Below are 17,325 nucleotides of genomic sequence, written 5' to 3'. Positions count from 1 at the left end.
GCGGGTGCCGCACGGCCGGCCGCCGCCGTCTAGGAGCGCATCACCGGGGGAGGTTGAAGCCGTTGAAGAGGCCGTCCATGCCGCGCAGGGCCAGCCGGTCCGGGGTGGTACGGACCACGAGGTCGCGGGCCGCCGCCGCGAGGGGGTTGCGGAGGGCGCCCAGGCGGCCGACCCGGCGGGCCCGGACGCGTACGGAATCGGTGCGGTCGCGGCGGGCGGCGGTGTAGGCGGCGAGGGCGGCCGGGACGGAGGCCGGGCTGCGCCTGCTCCCCGAACCGTCGGCGCCGTCGGGGTCGTCTCCGGGTGGGAGCAGGTGGGCGAGGACCACCGCGTCCTCGATGGCCTGGCAACCACCCTGGCCGAGGTTGGGGGCCATGGCGTGGGCGGCGTCGCCGAGCCAGGCGATGCGGCCGTGGTGCAGCGCCGGGAGCGGAGCGGCCAGGTCGTAGAGGTCGTTCTGGAGGACCCGGGCCGGGTCGAGGCGGCGGACGCGGTCCAGCAGGGCGGGGATCGGGTGGTGCCACGAGCCGAAGCGGTCCAGCAGTTCGGCCCGGGGGTCGGCCGACCGGCTGCCGGCGGGGACGAGGGCGGTGGCGTAGAGGTAGAAGCGGCCGTCGGAGAGCGGGGTCACGCCGAACCGCTCGCCGCGCCCCCAGGTCTCACTCATGGCGGATATCCCGAGGTCCGGGGCGTCCAGGACGGTACGCCAAGCAGTCTCGCCGAGGTAGTGCAGGCCGGGATGGGCGGGGAAGTGCGCGTGGCGCAGCGGGCTGCGGATGCCGTCGGCGGCGACCACCAGATCGGCGGGGAGGGGCGGACCGACCACCGTACGGACGGACGGTCGGTCCGCGGCGTCGTCGACGGCCGTCACGGCGGTGCCGTAGCGGATGGCCCCCGGCGGCAGGGCGGCCGCCAGGGCGGCGGTGAACGCCGGCCGGGGGACGGCGATCGGGGCGGTGCCGTAGCGGGCCGCCATGTCCGCGGTGCCGACCCGGGTGAGCCACCGGCCGTCGGAGCGGCGCACTCCCATCGTCGCGGGTACGGCGCTGCCGGCGGCACGGGCGGCGTCCACGCCGATGGCATCGAGCGCGCGCAGGGCGTTGGGGGCGAGGCCGATGCCCGCTCCGGTGGCGGGGAGTTCGGGAGCCCGTTCGCAGACGGTGACCTGCCAGCCGCGGCCGTGCAGTGCAAGGGCGGCCGTGAGGCCGCCGATTCCTGCGCCGACCACCACCGCGTGAAGTTTCCGCATGCAACACCCCTCCGTTCGGGTCGGGCACCCCCAACCGTCACCGAGGGTACGGGTGGGGGTGCCGTTCGGCGGCGGCCGCACGTCGCCCCCGGCGGTGCGCGTAGGGCGGTGCGTCGCGTACGGCGGTGGGCGTGCGGCGGGGTGGTCAGCGGACGACGTCGAAGACGTTCTTCTGCAAGCCGTTGGCGTACGCCTCGTGCTCCACCAGCTCCAGCTTCTGGGCGTCCTTGTCCGTGGTGCTGAACAGGCGCTTGCCGGCGCCGAGGAGGAGCGGGAAGACGAGGAGGTGGTAGCGGTCGATCAGGCCGGCGTCCGACAGGCTCCGGTTGAGGGTCGCGCTGCCGTGCATGATGATCGGGCCGCCCTCGGTCTGCTTCAGGGCGGCGACCTCGTCGAGCGAGCGCAGGATGGTCGTTTCTCCCCAGTTCGACACCAGGTCGTCCTCGGTGAGGGTGGTGGAGACGACGTACTTCGGCATCAGCTTGTAGTCGGCGAAGTCCTCCATGTCGGGCCACACCTTGCTGAAGGCCTCGTAGCTGGTCCGGCCCAGCAGCATCGCGGTGGCTTCCTTCTGCTCCCGGTCCTTGATCTCGAACGCCTCGGGGAGGAATTCGACGTTCTTGAAGGTCCATCCCGAGTTCCGGTAGCCGGGCTCGCCGCCCGGAGCCTCGACGACGCCGTCGAGCGAGATGAAGGCGGTGCTGATCAGGGTACGCATGGGAGGCTCCTCGGTTTCTCTTGTCCGGTTGAACGTCTGACTGTGGAGCGCGGAGGAATTCATCGGTCGTCGGCCGTCAATCGTCGGCCGTCCGCCGTCGGCCGTCGGCCCCAGGGGGCGGGTGAGCCGCACCCCGGGTGGTCGTGCAGAACTCTAGGCGGGACTCCGTGGCGCCGACCGGGCGTGCGAAGATCCACTCCATGGGCGGGGGACTCGTGTGGATCGAGCCGGAGGACGGTCCCGGCACGGGCGACGACGCCCTCGTGGCCCTGGCGGCCGGCGCCGTGCCGGCCGAGTGGGACGGTGAGGTGGCAGCCGGGTCCGTGACGTGCCCGCTGTGCGGTGCCGACACCTATGAGGCGGTCCGGGGCGACTGCTTCTGCGACGCCTGCTGCATCCCGCTCGGGATCGCGAACGGCTGCGACTACGTACCCGACGGATTCGCCTGGCGGCTCGTCCCGTCGGCCGGGCCCCCGGCCGCCTCCGGCGGGGCCTTCGTCCCGTCGGACGCTCCCGGGCTCCGGTGCCCCGTCGGCCACGATGTGTTCCACGTGGCCGTCGCGCTGGCGTTCGGCGCCGATGGCAGGGCCCGGCGCCTCTCCGCCGCCCTGCGCTGCCCGGAGGACGGCGCACTCCACCTGTACGTCAACGACGCGCGCGTGGAGCCGAGGAACGGCTGTCTGCGTCCGGATGCTGGTTCTGGTTCTGGTTCTGCTGACGGAGCTGCTGGCTGCGGCAGCGTGAACACGACGGATTGACGCCACTGTGCGCCGGTGTCACGCCTCGGTGAGCTTCGCGACGTCGGGGGCGTACGCGGTCATCCAGTGCGGATGCAGCCGGTAGTAGACCACCTCGTCGTCCCAGTCGAAGGCGTCCTCGCCGTAGAAGTCCTTGAAGTGGGCGAGCAGGTCCGGCCAGTCCGCCGCCGGCTCGCCGTCCTGCGGATTGAGGATCTCGACCGTGCCGTGGGTGAACACGCCCAGGGCGTCACCGCGCAGGTGCGCGGCACTGACGGCGGGCCGCACGGAGAGATGACGGGCCTTGGCGGCGTCGCGCGCCGTGCCGAAGTACCACTTGCCGCGAAGGAAGTGCCCGTCCACACCGCTGATCCGCGGTTCGCCCTTCGCCGTCACGGTGGACAGGGCGAGGGTGCACACGCCGGTGAGCACCTGGGTGAGCTGCTCCGCGGTCAGGGTGCGCTCGGTGTTGATGATGGAGCGCAGGTGCGAGGTGGAACGGGAGAGGGAGGCGTTGAGGAGGGCCTGGAGCTCTTCGAGGTCGTCCGGCGTTTCGCGCATCGGGTCAGCGTAGCCACGACGGGGCGCTCCGGGTACGGATTTCCGGTCCGCGCCGGACCCCGGCCGGGTCCGAGGAGCCCGAGGCCGCGCGGGTCAGAAGGGCTTGGTGGGGAGGTACTTGCCGTCGAGGGTGATGACGGCGCGTTCGCCGCCTTCGGGGTCGGCGACCTTCTGCACGTCCAGCTTGAAGTTGATCGCGGAGATGATGCCGTCGCCGAACTGCTCGTGGACCAGGGCCTTGAGGGTGGTGCCGTAGACCTGGACGATCTCGTAGAAGCGGTAGACGGTCGGGTCGGTGGGGATGCCTGCGGGGATCGAACCGCGGGTGGGGATGGTCTGCAGCAGCATCGCCGCGTCGTCGTCGAGGCCGAGCAGCTCGGCCACGGCTGCGGCGGACGCCTCGGGCAGCGGGTGCTGGCCGAGGATCGCGGCGGTGGTGAAGGCGACCGACAGGCCGGCGGCGTCGGCGATCTGCTGCCAGGTGAGGTCCTTGCGGGTCTTGGCCTCGACGGCGGTGCGGGCCAGGGCCTGGCGGACGGTGGGGTCGAACTGGGCGTGCACCATGGTCAGTACTTCCGTTCCTTCTCGGTGAACCGGTTCGCGGAACCCGTGGGTAGGGGGCCGCGAAGCGGCGGGTGGGGGCGGCGCGGCACGGCGCATCGTGGCGCGGTGCCGTGCGGCGGGCATCGGATCCGGGGTGGTCAGGCCGCGACGGCGGGGCCGTGGTCGGCGGTGCGCAGTTCCTCGACGTGGCCGCTGCCGATGTCGTAGACCCAGCCGTGAAGGGTGATCTCGTGCCCGGCCAGAGCTCGGACGACCGAGGGGTGGGTGGCCAGGTTCGCCAGCTGGGCGTGCACGTTCTGCCGGACCAGACCGGCAACGTCGCCGGGGGCGGTACGGGCCCTGGGGGCGTCTGCGTGCCGCAGCCAGTCGGCGAACGCGGGCGCGGTGCCCAGGTCCTGACCGTGGGCGAGGGCGGTCATCGCGCCGCAGGCGGAGTGCCCGCACACCACGATGTCGGACACGCCCAACACGGCGACGGCGTACTCGATGCTCGCCGCGACCCCGTCCGCGCGGGGAGTGCAGGCCGGGACGAGGTTGCCGGCGGTGCGGATGACGAACAGCTCGCCCGGCTCGCAGCCGGTGATCAGCTCGGGGACGACGCGGGCGTCGGAGCAGCTGATGAACAGGGTGTGCGGCGTGTGGTGCGCCGCCAGGCCGGCGAAGAGGTCGGCCTTGGCCGGAAAGACGTCCCGCTGGAACCGTGCGATGCCGCCGGCGAGATCTGGCATGGGTCACTCCCTTCGGTGGCTGCCGGCCCACGCGGCCGGCGACCTCCCGCCCAGCCTGCACCACCTGCACCTATAGATTCCAAGACGCACTGGCCATAAGAGCCATAGAGCGTGCCTATAGTGAGTGCCATGGCTGCTCCGGAACTGCGTCACCTGCGCTATCTCCTCGCCGTGGCCCAGCACGGCAACTTCACCCGCGCCGCCGAGGAGCTGCACGTCTCCCAGCCGACCCTGTCCCAACAGATCAGACAGCTCGAACGTGTTCTCGGCGTGCAACTGCTGGACCGGACGGGCCGCACCGTGCGGCTCACCGACGCCGGCGAGGTCTACACCGACCACGCCCGGCGCGCGCTGCGCGACCTGGAAGCAGCCGAACGCGCCGTCCACGACACGCAGGACCTGTCCCGCGGCCACCTGCGCCTGGGCGTGACCCCCACCTTCACCGCCTACCTCGTCGGCCCGCTCACCGCCGCGCTCCACACCCGCCACCCGGGCATCGGCCTGACCCTGACGGAGACGACCCAGGACCGCATCGAAGCGGCGCTGCTCACCGACGACCTCGACGTCGGCATCGCCTTCGCGGGACCCCACCTGCCCGGCATCACCGCCACGCCCCTGTTCACCGAAACCCTCAGCCTCGTCACCGGCACCCGGCACACCCGTACGCGGACCGCGACCCGGACGCGGCAGGGTGCCCTGCCGGTCCGGGACCTGGCGGACGAGCAACTGGCCCTGCTCACCACCGCCTTCGCCACGCGCGGCCACATCGACGCCTACTTGGCCGACCACCGCGTCAGCCCCCGCATCGCGGTCGAAGCCAACTCCGTGCAGGCCCTCATCGAGATCGTCCAGCGCACCCCCCTGGCCACCGTCCTCCCCGACGCGATCACCCACGAGCACCCCCACCTCGCCCCCGTGCCCCTCGACCCTCCCCTGCCCGCCCGCACCGTCACCCTCCTGGCACGCGAGGGCGCGTACCGCAGCGCCGCCTCCCGCGCCTTCACCCGGCTCACCCGCGACCTGGTCGATGCCCGCGGATACGCCCCGCCCCGTGACCCCGCCCGTGACCCGCCCCCGTGATCCGCCGGGGGCGGGGGCGGGCCGGTCACCGTCGGCGGGCCTGCTTCAGCTCGCGGTCGAGGGCCCAGGCGTCGGCGACCGGCCCGAGGTGGCCGAGCTTGTCGGGGTTGACCACCGTGCGGACGGCCTGGACCTGCCCGTCGAGCACGTCGAGGACCATCGCCTGCAGGACCTTGCCGTCCCGGTCGCGGAGGAGCGCGCCGGACTGGCCGTTGATCTCGTGCTGTTCGAGCGTCACGTCGATCCGGGCCAGCAAGGGGAAGACCGCGCCCAGGAGCCGGGCCACCTTCTGCGCGCCCATGATGGTCCTGGCCAGGTTCGGGGCCTTGCCGCCGCCGTCCCCGACCAGCTGCACGTCACCGGCCAGCAGGTCCTGCAGCCCGCCCACGTCGCCGTTCTGCAGCGCGTCGAAGAAGCGGGTCGCCAGTTCCTGCCGTTCCCGGCGGTCTGCTGCGAACCGCGGCCGACCGTCCTGCATGTGCCGTCGGGCCCGTACGAGCAGCTGCCGGCATGCCGCCTCGGACCGGCCCACCGCCGCGGCGATGTCGTCGAACCCGAAGGCGAACACGTCCCGCAGCAGGAACACCGCCCGTTCCAGCGGGCTGAGGCGCTCCAGCAGGAGCAGTGCGGCCATCGACACCGAGTCAGCCAGCTCCGCCGACCGCGCCGGATCCTGGTACGGGTCGCTGAGCAGCGGCTCCGGGAACCACGGACCGACGTACTCCTCCCGCCGCACCCGCGCGGAACGCAGTACGTCGATGGAGATGCGCGTCACGGTCGCCGCCAGGAAGGCCTTGGTCGACGTGGGCCGGGTCGCCGAGCCGGCGAAGCGCAGCCACGTCTCCTGCACCGCGTCCTCGGCCTCGCTGACGCTGCCCAGGACCCGGTAGGCGATGGAGAACAGCAGCGGCCGCAGTTCCTCGAAGTCCTCGGCCCCGGTCATCGCCCCGGTCATGGCCCCGGTCATGGTGCATCCCCTCCCCGTGCAGCGCGTACGCGCCGACGCGCACTCTCTTGTCGATCATCCGGACCGGCCGCGGGCCGGCGCAACACGCCGGAGTCCCGGGGCCAGTGGTCAGTGGAACTGACCGGGCACGTAGTCGCCGGCCGGCTGCCGGGTGATGAGGTTCATCCGGTTCGCCATGTTCATGAACGAGATCAGGAGGACGAGGGCGGTGAGCTGTTCCTCGTCGTGGTGCTCGGCGGCGCGCGCCCACACCTCGTCGCTGACCCCGCCGGCCACGTCCGCCACCCGGGTCCCCTCCTCCGCCAGCTCCAGCGCCGCACGCTCGGCCCCGGTGAAGACGGTGGCCTCCCGCCAGGCCGCGACCAGGTGCAGCCGGACCGCGGTCTCGCCGGCCGCGGCGGCCTCCTTGGTGTGCATGTCGAGACAGACGGCGCAGCCGTTGATCTGGCTCACGCGCAGCGCCACCAGTTCCTGCGTCGCGGCCGGCAGCGGCGATTCCTTGACCGTCTTGCCCGCCGCCATGAGGTGCTTGAGGGCCTTGCCGACCGTGGTGCTGGCGAGGATGTCGAGTCGAGCGTCCATGGTGTGCTCCTGCGTCGTCGTGAGTGCGTACACCCCCGAGACGAGACGGCCCGCCCCCCTGTGACACGCCCGGACGTGACCTGCATCACCCCACCCCCCGCGACGGACACTCCGTTGTCCGCGCGCTCGAGCGGACAGGGTGGACCGCCCTCCGGTTCCAGGGATGGCACCCGGTCGGCTCGTGATGCACTCGCGGAGCAGGGGCCGCCGCCGTAGGGGCAGTGTGCTCTGCCACGAGCAGTCCGGCGATAGCGCAGGTGAGGTGGCGCGCCCATACGACGTGTCCGACGCCGAGGAGACTCTTCTGCCGGTCCAGACTCCGGGACCTGACCGGCACAGAGAGAATCGACCGCCGAAAAGTCGAACGATTTATCTAATTCGCGGAACATGAAAGGCGCAGCCCCATCGGCCGCGTTATGAGTCGGCCTTCATGCAGCAACTTGGCTGAATATCATCCGCAAACCCTCGGGCGCGAGAGTCCTGATTCTCCCACCCGCGCACCGTGCCGCGCGTGGTCACCTTGCCGACGTCGCCGTCAACGCTGTTCAGGGCCGCTCGGCGACGTGGAGCAGCCCTGGCCGACCGATCGCGTCCTCGATCGCCTCCGCTCAAAGGCATGCGCTGCATTCACGTCACCCGCGCCGCAGCGAGGTGCCGTGAATTGACGTTTCACCAACAGTGCTGTCAGTGGGGACGTCCACTTTCCCGATAAGTGCTTGGAACGGGTGGTCCCTTCGTGCCGTGGACGGGGGAGTCGTGTCACCAGAACAAGAGACGCCTGCGCAACCGACAGCGTGGCTGATGCTCGTAAGGTCGTCGGATACCTGGTACGGCCGGAGTCCGGCAGATCCTGGCCCGCAACTGGCGCTACACCGCCAGTCCCGCCGGCCGGCACGTTCAGCGGTTCTACCATCAGGTTCTGGCGGGAACAGTCACCGTGCGGGAAATCCCGATCGTTTCGCTGAACCGCATCGTCTCCCACCTCGAGCAGCTCGCCGCAGCCCTGGGCGCGGCCGAGCCCGAGAGCGGCCGCCTCGACGTGCCGCGTCGGACGCGGTGAACGCCGTCTTCACCAGCCACGATGACCTGGAGGCCGCGCTGGTCGGGGCCGAGGACGCAGTGATCGGTCTCGTGGACCGGTTCGACCTCGACGAGGAGCCCACCGACGACCTCAAGGGCCTGCTGGTCGGCTACGCCACCCGTGTTGCCGCCGAACTCGACTCCGGCTCCGCGCGTGCCGCAGCAGCACTGGCGGTGCTGCGACCGTGGTTCGGCTTGCTGGCACAGGAAGCCGTCTACTCCTCCCAGGCCCGCGAGCTCATGGCCGCCGGAGCCCTCAACGCCTCTCGCGGCGGGCGCACGGACGACTGGGAAGGGCTGTGCGCTGGTTCGACGCCCGCACAGGACGGGCAGCACTGGTCTCTCTCCGCCTGGTACGGGCCCTGCCGGGCATGCATGCCAACCTGCGCCGACTGCACTCCTCAGCGGGCACCGCCTTCACCCGCAGCCGCGCCCTGGCTCTCGCCCGAGCGGTACTGACACCGGAGATCGGACACAGATCTTCCAGGCCGCGGTCGGCGACCACTCCTGGCGCAAGCTCTACGGTCAGAGCGAGGAGGACGATGGAGGCCGCAACCCGTCCTGGCGGGGCGGGCCCCAGGTCCCGGTGCCGACGCTGCGGACCGCCTGCCGTCCCGGCCCGCGCGGCAGAGGCGCCGCCCCCGCGACGACACAGCGGCCAAGGCCCAGGTAACCCAGGCCCGGGAACACCGCCAGGCCGCACACCAAAGGGCCCTCGCCGCGGTCCTCGCCTCGCTGCCTGGTGAGCAGCTGGACGAGGTGGCAGCCCGGGCCGCACTCGCAGCCCTGATGGCCGCTGCCCGGGCCACAGCGACGGGACCCCGCCGCAGCGGCACGAGCGGCGGCAACGGTGCTCTGCACGTGCAGGACGGAGTTGCCCCCTGGGAGGACGAGCTGCTCGTACCTGTGATGCGGCGGCATTCCACACCCGTGTACGAGGAGGATCTACTGCCCGTCCTCCTCACCGTCATCGCCGGCGGCGCACCACCCTGAACGGACGCGCCCGGCGCCGGTCCGGGGATCCAAACCGTGTGGCTTCCGAGAGCGGTGAGCAAGATTCCGGAATACGCATCACGGCGCTGGAAGCGTATGTAGGATGCGTAAAGTCCGTAGACGGATGGCGCGGGAGAACAATTGCGGCTGCGCCATCCGAAGCGCGGCGCCAGCACGCCGGGGGGTCTGAATGTATTCGGCATATCCGTGGGCCTGTTTCGGCGCGCCCAGAAATCTCCTCACCGCAGGAGATGCCATCAGCAAAGGCCGCTTCTCCTCGACGGGGCCGGCCCGCCCCGGCCCGCTGGGGGACAGGTACTGACGTGACCGCTGCACAGATTTCCGTCCGGGATTTCGCCCGGTGGCTTTTCGGCGCCCCGGCGCACCGTCCACCACCCGCCGCCAGGGTCGCCACAACCGGCGATGCGAACGGCCCAGGGAGCCCCTCATGACCCACACCGAACCCGAGATCGACACTGTCGACGGCCGCGTCGAGCAGGAAGTCGGGAAGGTGGCAGGCACCGAGGATTCCACACCCTTGAAATTCCATGTCGCGCTTTCCCCCGACGCCTACCTGCAACTCGACGACGTGGTCAGCACCCGTCGGGATATCCCCGGGCGCGGCACGGTCATCACCTCCGGCGTGGTGACCGAGGTGGTTGCCCGACACGAGGGAGCCGCGTTCGATTCGGACGTGTTCCTCATCGCCGACGGAATCCTGCCGGCGAACGTACAGGAGATTGCCGAGGTCACCACCACCCGCGTCGACCCGGAGTGTTACGTACCGCCACGCCCCGGCGAAGTCGCGATACGGGCCGCCGGCGCCGACCGGGACGCCGCACTCTATTTCGACAGGATGAGCGCACGCATTCCCGCCGGCATCGGTCGCGACGGCGAACCGATCTATCTCAACCTCGAGTTCCTTGACGGAACCCGCGGCGCCCACGTGTCGATCTCGGGCATCTCCGGGGTGGCGACCAAGACCAGCTTTGCACTGTTCCTCCTACACTCGCTGTTCACCTCAGGTGCCCTCGGGGCCCGCGCGGTGAACGCCAAGGCCCTCATCTTCTCGGTCAAGGGCGAGGACCTGCTGTTCGTCGACCAGCCCAACGCCCGCCTGGACGACACCTTGCGCGGCGCGTACGCCCGGCTCGGGTTACCCGCCCGCCCCTTCGCCTCCGCCGGCTTCTATGCTCCGCCGCTGCCCGCTGACACCACCGGCCGTCCCCACGTCACGGGCCGGACCAGCGGCGTCACCGCGTTCTGGTGGACGCTCTCGGAGTTCTGCGAACGCGAGTTGCTCCCGTACGTGTTCGCCGACGTCGATGACGAGAAGAACCAGTACACGATCGTCGTGCACCAGGTCACGAGCCGGCTGCGCCGCGAAGCCCGCGCCGCCGGCAATGACGGCGCGGTCGTCCTTGAAGGGACCGTCGTCCGCACCTGGGCAGAAATGATCGACGTCATCACCCAGAGGGTCACCGACGACGCCACTCGCGCGGACTGGGCGGGGCCGGCGGTCGGGCTGGGCACCGTCAACGCGTTCGTGAGGCGGCTGCGCTCGTCCGCAAGACCGCTGGGGCCCCTGCTTCGCGGCGACTTGAGCACGGCCACCGACCGTCCCGTCGCGCACTCCATCGACACGTCGCAGCAGCAGGTCACCGTAGTGGACCTGCACAACCTGCCGGAGCGCGCCCAACGGTTCGTCGTCGGTGTCGTGCTCGCCGCGGAAACCGACCGCAAGGAACAAGCCGGCCCGGGCGGACTGCTGTTCACGATGATCGACGAGCTGAACAAGTACGCCCCCCGCGAGGGATCGTCCCCGATCAAGGACGTACTCCTCGACATCGCCGAACGCGGCCGCTCGCTCGGCATCATCCTCATCGGCGCCCAGCAGACCGCTTCCGAGGTGGAACGGCGCATCGTGGCGAACTCTTCGATCAAGGTCGTCGGCCGACTCGACCCTGCAGAAGCGGGCCGCCCCGAGTACCGTTTCCTGCCTGCCTCGCAGCGGCAGCGCGCCACCCTCGCCAAACCCGGCACCATGTTCGTCTCCCAGCCCGAGATCCCGGTGCCGCTGGCCGTCGAATTCCCGTTCCCTGCTTGGGCGACCCGGCTCTCCGAGGCTGCCGGCCCCGCCTTCGGCACCGGCACCCCGTCCGTCGATCGGCACGCCGGCAGCGCGGCGCGGCCGGACCCCTTCAGCAAGCTACCCCGGACCGGGAGCGATCCGTGGTTCGACGGTCTCGACGACGGTGCCATCGACGAGCCGCCCTTCTGACGCTCGCCCCCTCACTCCCAGCACATGCCCGGACGCAGCCGGCTGTTCCGCTGCACCCCTCCCAAGAGGACCGACCCGTGAAGTTCCTCCACACCTCCGACTGGCACATCGGCAAGACCCTCAAGGGCCGCAACCGGCTCGAGGAGCAGGCCGGCGTACTCCGCGAGATCACTCGGATCGCCCTCGACAACGACGTCGATGCCGTCCTCATCGCCGGCGACGTCTACGAGAACCCCGCACCGACCCCGGAAGCCCAGAAGCTCGTGGTGCGCACCCTGCTGCGGCTGGCCGAGCAGCACATCGAGGTCGTCCTCATCGCCGGCAACCACGACAACGGCGCCACGTTCGAGGCCTACAAACCTCTGACGGACGTTGCCGGCATCCACATCTACGGCCATGCCAGGCCGGCGGCGAACGGCGGCGTGCACAGGTTCCGCGCCAAGTCCAGCGACGAGTACGTCAACGTCGCCGTCCTGCCCTTCCTCTCCCAGCGCTACGCCGTCCGCGCTGCGGAGATCATCGCCAACACTCCGTCACAGAACATCGGCGCCTATGACCAGCTCGTCCGTGATGTCCTGGACAACCTGACGAAGCCCTTCACTCCGGACGCCGTCAACATCGTCATGGCGCACTTGACCTGCACCGGCGGCGTCTTCGGCGGCGGCGAGCGGGCCGCCCAATCGATCATGGAGTACCACGTACCAGCCGCCGTCTTCCCCGTCGAAGCCCACTACGTGGCCCTGGGGCACCTGCACCGCCGACAGCACATCCCGGCCGCGTGCCCCGTGCACTACAGCGGGTCGCCCTATGCCGTCGACTTCGGCGAGCAGAACAACACCCACGTGGTCTGCCTGGTGCAAGCCTCGCCCGGCACCCCTGCGAAGATCACCGACATTCCGATCACCTCCGGCCGCAGGCTGCGCACCGTCGAGGGAACCGTCGCCCAGCTCATCGCCGGCCGCGTCGACTACGGGGAGGACTACCTCAGGCTCGTCGTCACCCAGCCGGCCTACGCCGGCATCCGTGACGACCTGCTCGAGCCCCTGCCCAACACCCTTGAGATCCGTATCCATCCCGATCACGCCGGAACCGGCTCCACGGCGGGCATCGCCGTCGACCGGCCGGCCAGGACACCCGCACAGCTGTTCTCCGACTACTGCCACAGCATCGGCGTCTGCGACGACCGGGTCCTGGCCCTGTTCGACCAGCTGCACGACGACCTGACCCGCTCGATCGCCCGCCCTTGACCCGGCGACGCCGATCACCCTGCCGAAGGAACCCCTCAGATGCGTCCCGTCCGCCTGGAACTCAACGGCTTCGCCGGTTTCCGCTCCCCTGCCGTGGTCGACTTCACCGACGCCGACTACTTCGCCTTCGTCGGCCCGACCGGGTCGGGCAAGTCCACCATCCTCGACGCGCTGACGTTCGCCTTGTACGGCTCGGCATACCGGTGGGGCCGCAGCAACGCCATCTCCTACGCGCTCGCCCCGACGAGCAACCGCTGCACGGTTTCCCTCACCTTCGACGTCGCATCCCAGCGCTTCCAGGTCGCCCGCGAGGTCCGCCGCGTCGGCCAGCAGATCCAGCAGAAGGCCGTCAGCCTGGTGAGGTTCACCGACCCCACCGCTGTCCTCATCGATCCCACCGGACCCCAACCGGAAGTGCTGGCCGGCGAGATCAAGGAACTCAACGCCACTGTCGAACAGTTACTCGGCCTGTCGTTCGAGGACTTCTGCCAGTGCGTCGTGCTGCCGCAGGGCGACTTCGCCCGCTTCCTGTCCGCAAACGCCCGCGACCGACAGCAGATCCTCCTCAAGCTGCTCGGCGCCGCCCACTTCGAAGGCATCGGCAAGCGTGCTGGCGCCCAAGCGGCCGAAGCAGCCAAAGAGATCGAGATCCTCACCGACCAGCTGGCCCGGCACGCCGACGCCACCCCCGAAGCCGAAGCCGACGCACAGGCACGAGTGTCGTCTCTCGGCTTGCTGGCCGACACCGTCGATCGACTCGTGCCCGGTGTCGACGTGGCGCACACACGTGCCGGCCGTGCCCGCGCACACGTCGAGAAACTGCGCACCGAGCTCTCCCTGCTCACTTCCCTGCGCACCCCGGACGGCATCGAGGAGCTGCAGCAGCACGCCGAGGAGGCCCACGAGGCCACCCAGCAGGCCCACGAGGCCGCCGATGCAGCCGCCCAGGCCCTCTCCGACGCCACCGACGCCGCCCGGTCCGGCCCGCAGCGCGCCGTCCTCGAAGTCGCCCGCTCCCGTTACGCGGACAAGGCCGCCTTGGCCAGGCGTCGCGACGAAGTCATCGCGGCTGCGGAGCCCGCCCGGCAGGAGCTGGCGCAGTGCGAGGCGCAGCTCCGGGCGTTCAAAGGCGCCGTCGACGCAGCCCGCGCCAACGCCGACGCAGCCGGAGCGCACCGCGACCGGGTCCAACAGGCGCTCGCGATCTCGCAGCGCCACCGACAGCTACTGGCTGCCGTCCGGACCCCCGACGGCGTAGCCGAACTGGCCGGCCGGAAAGCGTTACTCGATCGCCGAGCCGAGGACGCCGCCGCACAGTTGGTCGCAGCCCGCGACCGGTACACCCGTGCTTCCTCCGCGCTCGCCGCCGCCGGCGACGGCAGCCGGCTCACCGAGGCGCGCCGGACACTCGACCAGCTCGTCCAGGTCACGGACTCCCTCGTCGCTGCCACCGGGGAGCTGGACGACGCCGTCGAGGCGGCCGCCCGGGCCGCCGGTGCGGTCACCGAGGCGCAGTCACGCCTCGACGCAGCCACAACCGCGGCCGAAGAGGCCCGTGCCCTTGACGGTGCCGCGCAGCTGCGTCCTCAGCTTCGGGTGGGTCACGCCTGTCCGGTCTGCGACCAGAACGTCACCACCCTCCCACCCCTGCAGTCCGCCGCCCCCGCTCTCGCCGCCGCCGAGGCCACCCGTGTCGCCTCGGCTGATGCACACCGTCACCTGCTGTCCCGGCACTCGGACGCCGCCGAAACGGTCTCCGCCGGGCAGCGCGCCGTGGACACGCTGACCGAGCGGCGCACCCTGCTCGACGAGCGGCTGGACACACTGCTGCCCGATCGGCCTGCCGGTACCGGGCGCGACTGCCCCGGCGACCGCATCCGTCTCGACGAACTCAGTGCTGCTCACGCCGGGTTGACCACCGGGGAGCAGCAGGCGCGTGAGGCGCTACAGGAAGCGGAGACCGGCCGCGACTGCGCCGTCGCGGCCGCCGCCACGCTGCAGCGGGAGCTCGACCGGACCCGCAGCGACTTCCACACCCTGCTGGGCACGTTGGCCGAACTCGCCCCGCCTGCCGTCGACACGCATGAACTAACCGCTGCTTGGGCCGCCCTGGAAGCGTGGGCCCGCTTCCGGGGCGCCTCGGTGGAAAGCGACCTGGCTGCTGCCGCAACCGAGGCCGCCACCGCCGAGCAGGTCCACCGGGACGCGGCGGTCACTCTGGAATCAGCCGAGCGAGCGCACGACGATGCCCAGACCGCCCAGGCCGAGGCCTTCCGGGTGCTGACGGCCGCCGATAGCGAGCAGACCGTCCTGGACCGCCGGCTGGGCGAACTGAAGACACTGCTGGACCAGGCCCCGTCAGCAGATGCCCTGCCGGGCCTGCTCGAGGAGTGCTGCCGCCTCGAAGCGGCCGTGGAGGCCGCTGCGGCTCGGGCAAGCCGGACGCGTGAGGCGGCCAAGGTTGCGCTGGCCGGGCAGCGGCAGTGGGAGACCCGCGCGGCGACCGCCCGGTCCGCATTGACCGGCGCCCGCGATGCGGTGGCAGCGCTCAACCCGCCGCGCCTCGACGCCGACGACCTCGCCGCTGCCTGGGCAGCTCTAGAGGACTGGGCGGCCCGGGGGGCCGACGACCGGCAGGCGGAAGTCTTGCGCGCCCAAGCCGAGGCCCGGGCCGCAGAACACGGTGCCGAGCAGCTCCTGGCCGAGCTGGAGGCTGCGCTGCGCAGTGACGGCCTGGACCCCCGTGAGCTCGGGGACGGTCCCGGGCGCGCCGCGCGTGCCCCGCAGGTGGTGGCAGTCGCAGCCGAGCGGGCTCGCGCTCAGGTCGAGGCGATCCGGCACCGTCTCGCCGAAGCCGCCTCGGTACAGGACGGGATCGACACCGCCCGCGCGCGGCACCACGTGGCCGACGAGCTGGCCAGGCTGATGCGGGCCAACAAGTTCCCGCAGTGGCTGGCGGACTCGGCCCTCGACACCCTGGTAGCGGGAGCCTCGCAGTCGCTGCGCCGTTTGTCGGGTGACCGGTTCGACCTCAGCCATCACAAGGGCGAGTTCTACGTCATCGACCACTCCGACGCCGATTCGAAACGGTCGGTTCGCACCCTGTCCGGCGGGGAGACGTTCCAGGCCAGCCTGTCCCTCGCCCTGGCCCTATCCGACCAGTTGGCCGGCCTGGGCCACTCGACGAAACTGGAGTCCATCTTCCTCGATGAGGGGTTCGGCACACTTGATCCCGACTCGCTCGAGACCGTCGCCGACACCCTCGAGAACCTCGCCCGGGGCGAGCGCATGGTCGGGGTGATCACCCACGTCAGCGGGCTCGCCGAACGGATCCCGGTCCGGTTCCGACTGCACCGCGACAGCCGGACGTCCGTGGTCACCCGGGAAGGCGCATGACGGGCGCAGCGCCTGCGGCCCGAATGCGGTTCCACGTCGACGGTTGGGACCCCGCCTACGGCTCCAGCGTCGAGAACGCCGAGAACGCCATCGGGGACTCGACCGCCAAGGTCACGTCCGACATCGAACGCGCACCGGCCGACTGGAAGCCCGTCTCGCCCTCGCACATGCCCGACCCGGGCGCGGTCCTGTTCGTCGACGGTGTGCGCCGCGTGGAGGCCCGGATCTGGATCGAGCAGCCCCCGGACGCCGAGCCGCCGGCCACCGGCGCCGTCAGCGGCGCACGGGACGCCGCGATGGCGCTGTGCGGCTCGTACACGGCCGGCACCGTATGCTGCTGCCCCGCGCGCGGCGCCCACCTGCTCACCGTTGAATCCCGGCGCGGGCTGTTCACCACCGCCGCCAACGCCGTCGACGTGCCCACGACGGCCGGGACCTACCACGCCCACGTCACCTCCGACGACCAGGAGGAGAACCTCGCAGTACTGCTTTCCGCGGCGCTGCAACGCCGACTCGGCGATCTTGAGGTTCTCGTCGCCGCGAACGCCCGCACCGCTCTGGCGGGCCACGGCGTCCCCGAGGGCTCGGACCTACTGGTCGTCGACGGACCGCTGCGCGGCCGGACCCATCTGCCGCGAGTGCTGGGGTTCATCAAGTCACACCGCACCGCCTACCTGCCGCCGGACCTGCACGCGATGGTGGGCACTCTGGCTGCCGGCGAACGCAGTCCGGTGTTCCTGATGGGTACCTCCTGGGACCGCCACGCCTGGTACCTGAGACTGCCGTGCAGGCCCGGCCCCCCGTGGGCCGGGGTGGTGCGGCTGGAATGCGCCGCCGACATCCCTGCGGCAGAGGCGATCGCGCTGGCCGACCTTTCGCAGCTGGTGCTGCCGCGGTACGCCAGCTGCGCCTACAAGGACGCCCGGGCCCCTCAGAACCTGGTACCGGTCGCCGGGCTGGAGAGAGAACTACGGCGCCGCCTGGGCAATCCCGTCCTGCTCAGTCGGGCCCTGCGCATGGCAGCGGCGAGCTGAGCCGTGGCCCCCAATGCGGGCCGGGCTCGGTGCGGCGCGTCGGGGCCGCGGCGTCCGGAGGCGTCGCTCGGATGGGCCAGGCAGACGGAGGGGCCGCGTGGAACGCTT

The 17,325-nt window shown here is 71.2% G+C and carries 16 protein-coding genes; 9 read left to right on the top strand and 7 right to left on the bottom strand.

Annotated elements, in window-relative coordinates:
* Window positions 1–40: 40 nt before the first annotated feature.
* Both ACFV7Q_RS11525 and ACFV7Q_RS11520 read right to left on the bottom strand, forming a co-directional pair.
* Window positions 41–1,249: an FAD-dependent oxidoreductase gene (locus ACFV7Q_RS11525; protein ID WP_385426844.1), complete on the bottom strand. Its 1,209-nt coding sequence runs from the start codon at window positions 1,247–1,249 to the stop codon at window positions 41–43.
* Window positions 1,250–1,394: 145 nt separating this feature from the next.
* On the bottom strand, window positions 1,395–1,967 hold the full coding sequence (locus ACFV7Q_RS11520; protein ID WP_385426842.1) for a dihydrofolate reductase family protein: 573 nt from the start codon (window positions 1,965–1,967) through the stop codon (window positions 1,395–1,397).
* Window positions 1,968–2,167: 200 nt separating this feature from the next.
* Between ACFV7Q_RS11520 and ACFV7Q_RS11515 the strand changes: the two genes are divergently transcribed.
* Entirely contained in the window at window positions 2,168–2,725 is a 558-nt protein-coding gene (locus ACFV7Q_RS11515; protein WP_385426839.1) for a hypothetical protein, read from the top strand.
* 18 nt (window positions 2,726–2,743) lie between these two features.
* Here the strand turns inward: ACFV7Q_RS11515 and ACFV7Q_RS11510 are convergent, their stop codons facing one another.
* The 3 genes from ACFV7Q_RS11510 to ACFV7Q_RS11500 form a co-directional block, all read right to left on the bottom strand.
* A complete protein-coding gene (locus ACFV7Q_RS11510; RefSeq protein ID WP_385426836.1) occupies window positions 2,744–3,265 on the bottom strand; it encodes a pyridoxamine 5'-phosphate oxidase family protein in 522 nt (173 codons plus the stop codon).
* 93 nt (window positions 3,266–3,358) lie between these two features.
* On the bottom strand, window positions 3,359–3,829 hold the full coding sequence (gene cynS, locus ACFV7Q_RS11505) for a cyanase (protein ID WP_385426833.1): 471 nt from the start codon (window positions 3,827–3,829) through the stop codon (window positions 3,359–3,361).
* A 137-nt stretch (window positions 3,830–3,966) separates the two neighbouring features.
* On the bottom strand, window positions 3,967–4,557 hold the full coding sequence (locus ACFV7Q_RS11500) for a carbonic anhydrase (RefSeq protein ID WP_385426830.1): 591 nt from the start codon (window positions 4,555–4,557) through the stop codon (window positions 3,967–3,969).
* Between the two features lie 129 nt (window positions 4,558–4,686).
* Here ACFV7Q_RS11500 and cynR point away from each other — a divergent pair, with 129 nt between their 5' ends.
* Window positions 4,687–5,637, top strand: coding sequence for a transcriptional regulator CynR (cynR, locus tag ACFV7Q_RS11495; protein WP_385426827.1), 951 nt, complete (start codon window positions 4,687–4,689; stop codon window positions 5,635–5,637).
* Between the two features lie 25 nt (window positions 5,638–5,662).
* Here cynR and ACFV7Q_RS11490 read toward each other — a convergent pair whose 3' ends face one another.
* Window positions 5,663–6,580, bottom strand: coding sequence for an RNA polymerase sigma-70 factor (locus ACFV7Q_RS11490; RefSeq protein ID WP_385426932.1), 918 nt, complete (start codon window positions 6,578–6,580; stop codon window positions 5,663–5,665).
* Between the two features lie 132 nt (window positions 6,581–6,712).
* The gene (locus ACFV7Q_RS11485) at window positions 6,713–7,186 is read right to left on the bottom strand and encodes a carboxymuconolactone decarboxylase family protein (RefSeq protein WP_385426824.1); all 474 of its coding nucleotides are present in this window, start codon (window positions 7,184–7,186) and stop codon (window positions 6,713–6,715) included.
* 820 nt (window positions 7,187–8,006) lie between these two features.
* Between ACFV7Q_RS11485 and ACFV7Q_RS11480 the strand changes: the two genes are divergently transcribed.
* From ACFV7Q_RS11480 to ACFV7Q_RS11450, 7 genes are all read left to right on the top strand, one after another.
* Complete coding sequence (locus ACFV7Q_RS11480) at window positions 8,007–8,246, top strand: DUF2397 family protein (RefSeq protein WP_385426929.1); 240 nt, start codon at window positions 8,007–8,009, stop codon at window positions 8,244–8,246.
* Window positions 8,243–8,725 carry a hypothetical protein gene (locus ACFV7Q_RS11475; protein WP_385426821.1) on the top strand — a complete coding sequence of 161 codons (483 nt, stop codon included), beginning with the start codon at window positions 8,243–8,245 and terminating at the stop codon, window positions 8,723–8,725. The genes ACFV7Q_RS11480 and ACFV7Q_RS11475 overlap by 4 nt, the downstream gene beginning before the upstream one ends.
* Before the next feature lie 402 nt (window positions 8,726–9,127).
* Window positions 9,128–9,259 (top strand): hypothetical protein, encoded by a 132-nt coding sequence (locus ACFV7Q_RS11470; RefSeq protein WP_385426818.1) that lies wholly within the window; start codon window positions 9,128–9,130, stop codon window positions 9,257–9,259.
* Between the two features lie 448 nt (window positions 9,260–9,707).
* Entirely contained in the window at window positions 9,708–11,540 is a 1,833-nt protein-coding gene (locus tag ACFV7Q_RS11465; protein ID WP_385426816.1) for an ATP-binding protein, read from the top strand.
* A 77-nt stretch (window positions 11,541–11,617) separates the two neighbouring features.
* The gene (locus ACFV7Q_RS11460; RefSeq protein WP_385426813.1) at window positions 11,618–12,787 is read left to right on the top strand and encodes an exonuclease SbcCD subunit D; all 1,170 of its coding nucleotides are present in this window, start codon (window positions 11,618–11,620) and stop codon (window positions 12,785–12,787) included.
* 39 nt (window positions 12,788–12,826) lie between these two features.
* Window positions 12,827–16,183 carry an AAA family ATPase gene (locus tag ACFV7Q_RS11455; protein ID WP_385426811.1) on the top strand — a complete coding sequence of 1,119 codons (3,357 nt, stop codon included), beginning with the start codon at window positions 12,827–12,829 and terminating at the stop codon, window positions 16,181–16,183.
* Entirely contained in the window at window positions 16,180–17,217 is a 1,038-nt protein-coding gene (locus ACFV7Q_RS11450) for a hypothetical protein (RefSeq protein WP_385426808.1), read from the top strand. The genes ACFV7Q_RS11455 and ACFV7Q_RS11450 overlap by 4 nt, the downstream gene beginning before the upstream one ends.
* Window positions 17,218–17,325 lie beyond the last annotated feature (108 nt).

The sequence above is a fragment of the Streptomyces sp. NPDC059851 genome (assembly GCF_042732005.1).
Classification (GTDB): domain Bacteria; phylum Actinomycetota; class Actinomycetes; order Streptomycetales; family Streptomycetaceae; genus Streptomyces.
This window is presented reverse-complemented; position numbering and strand designations above follow the sequence as displayed.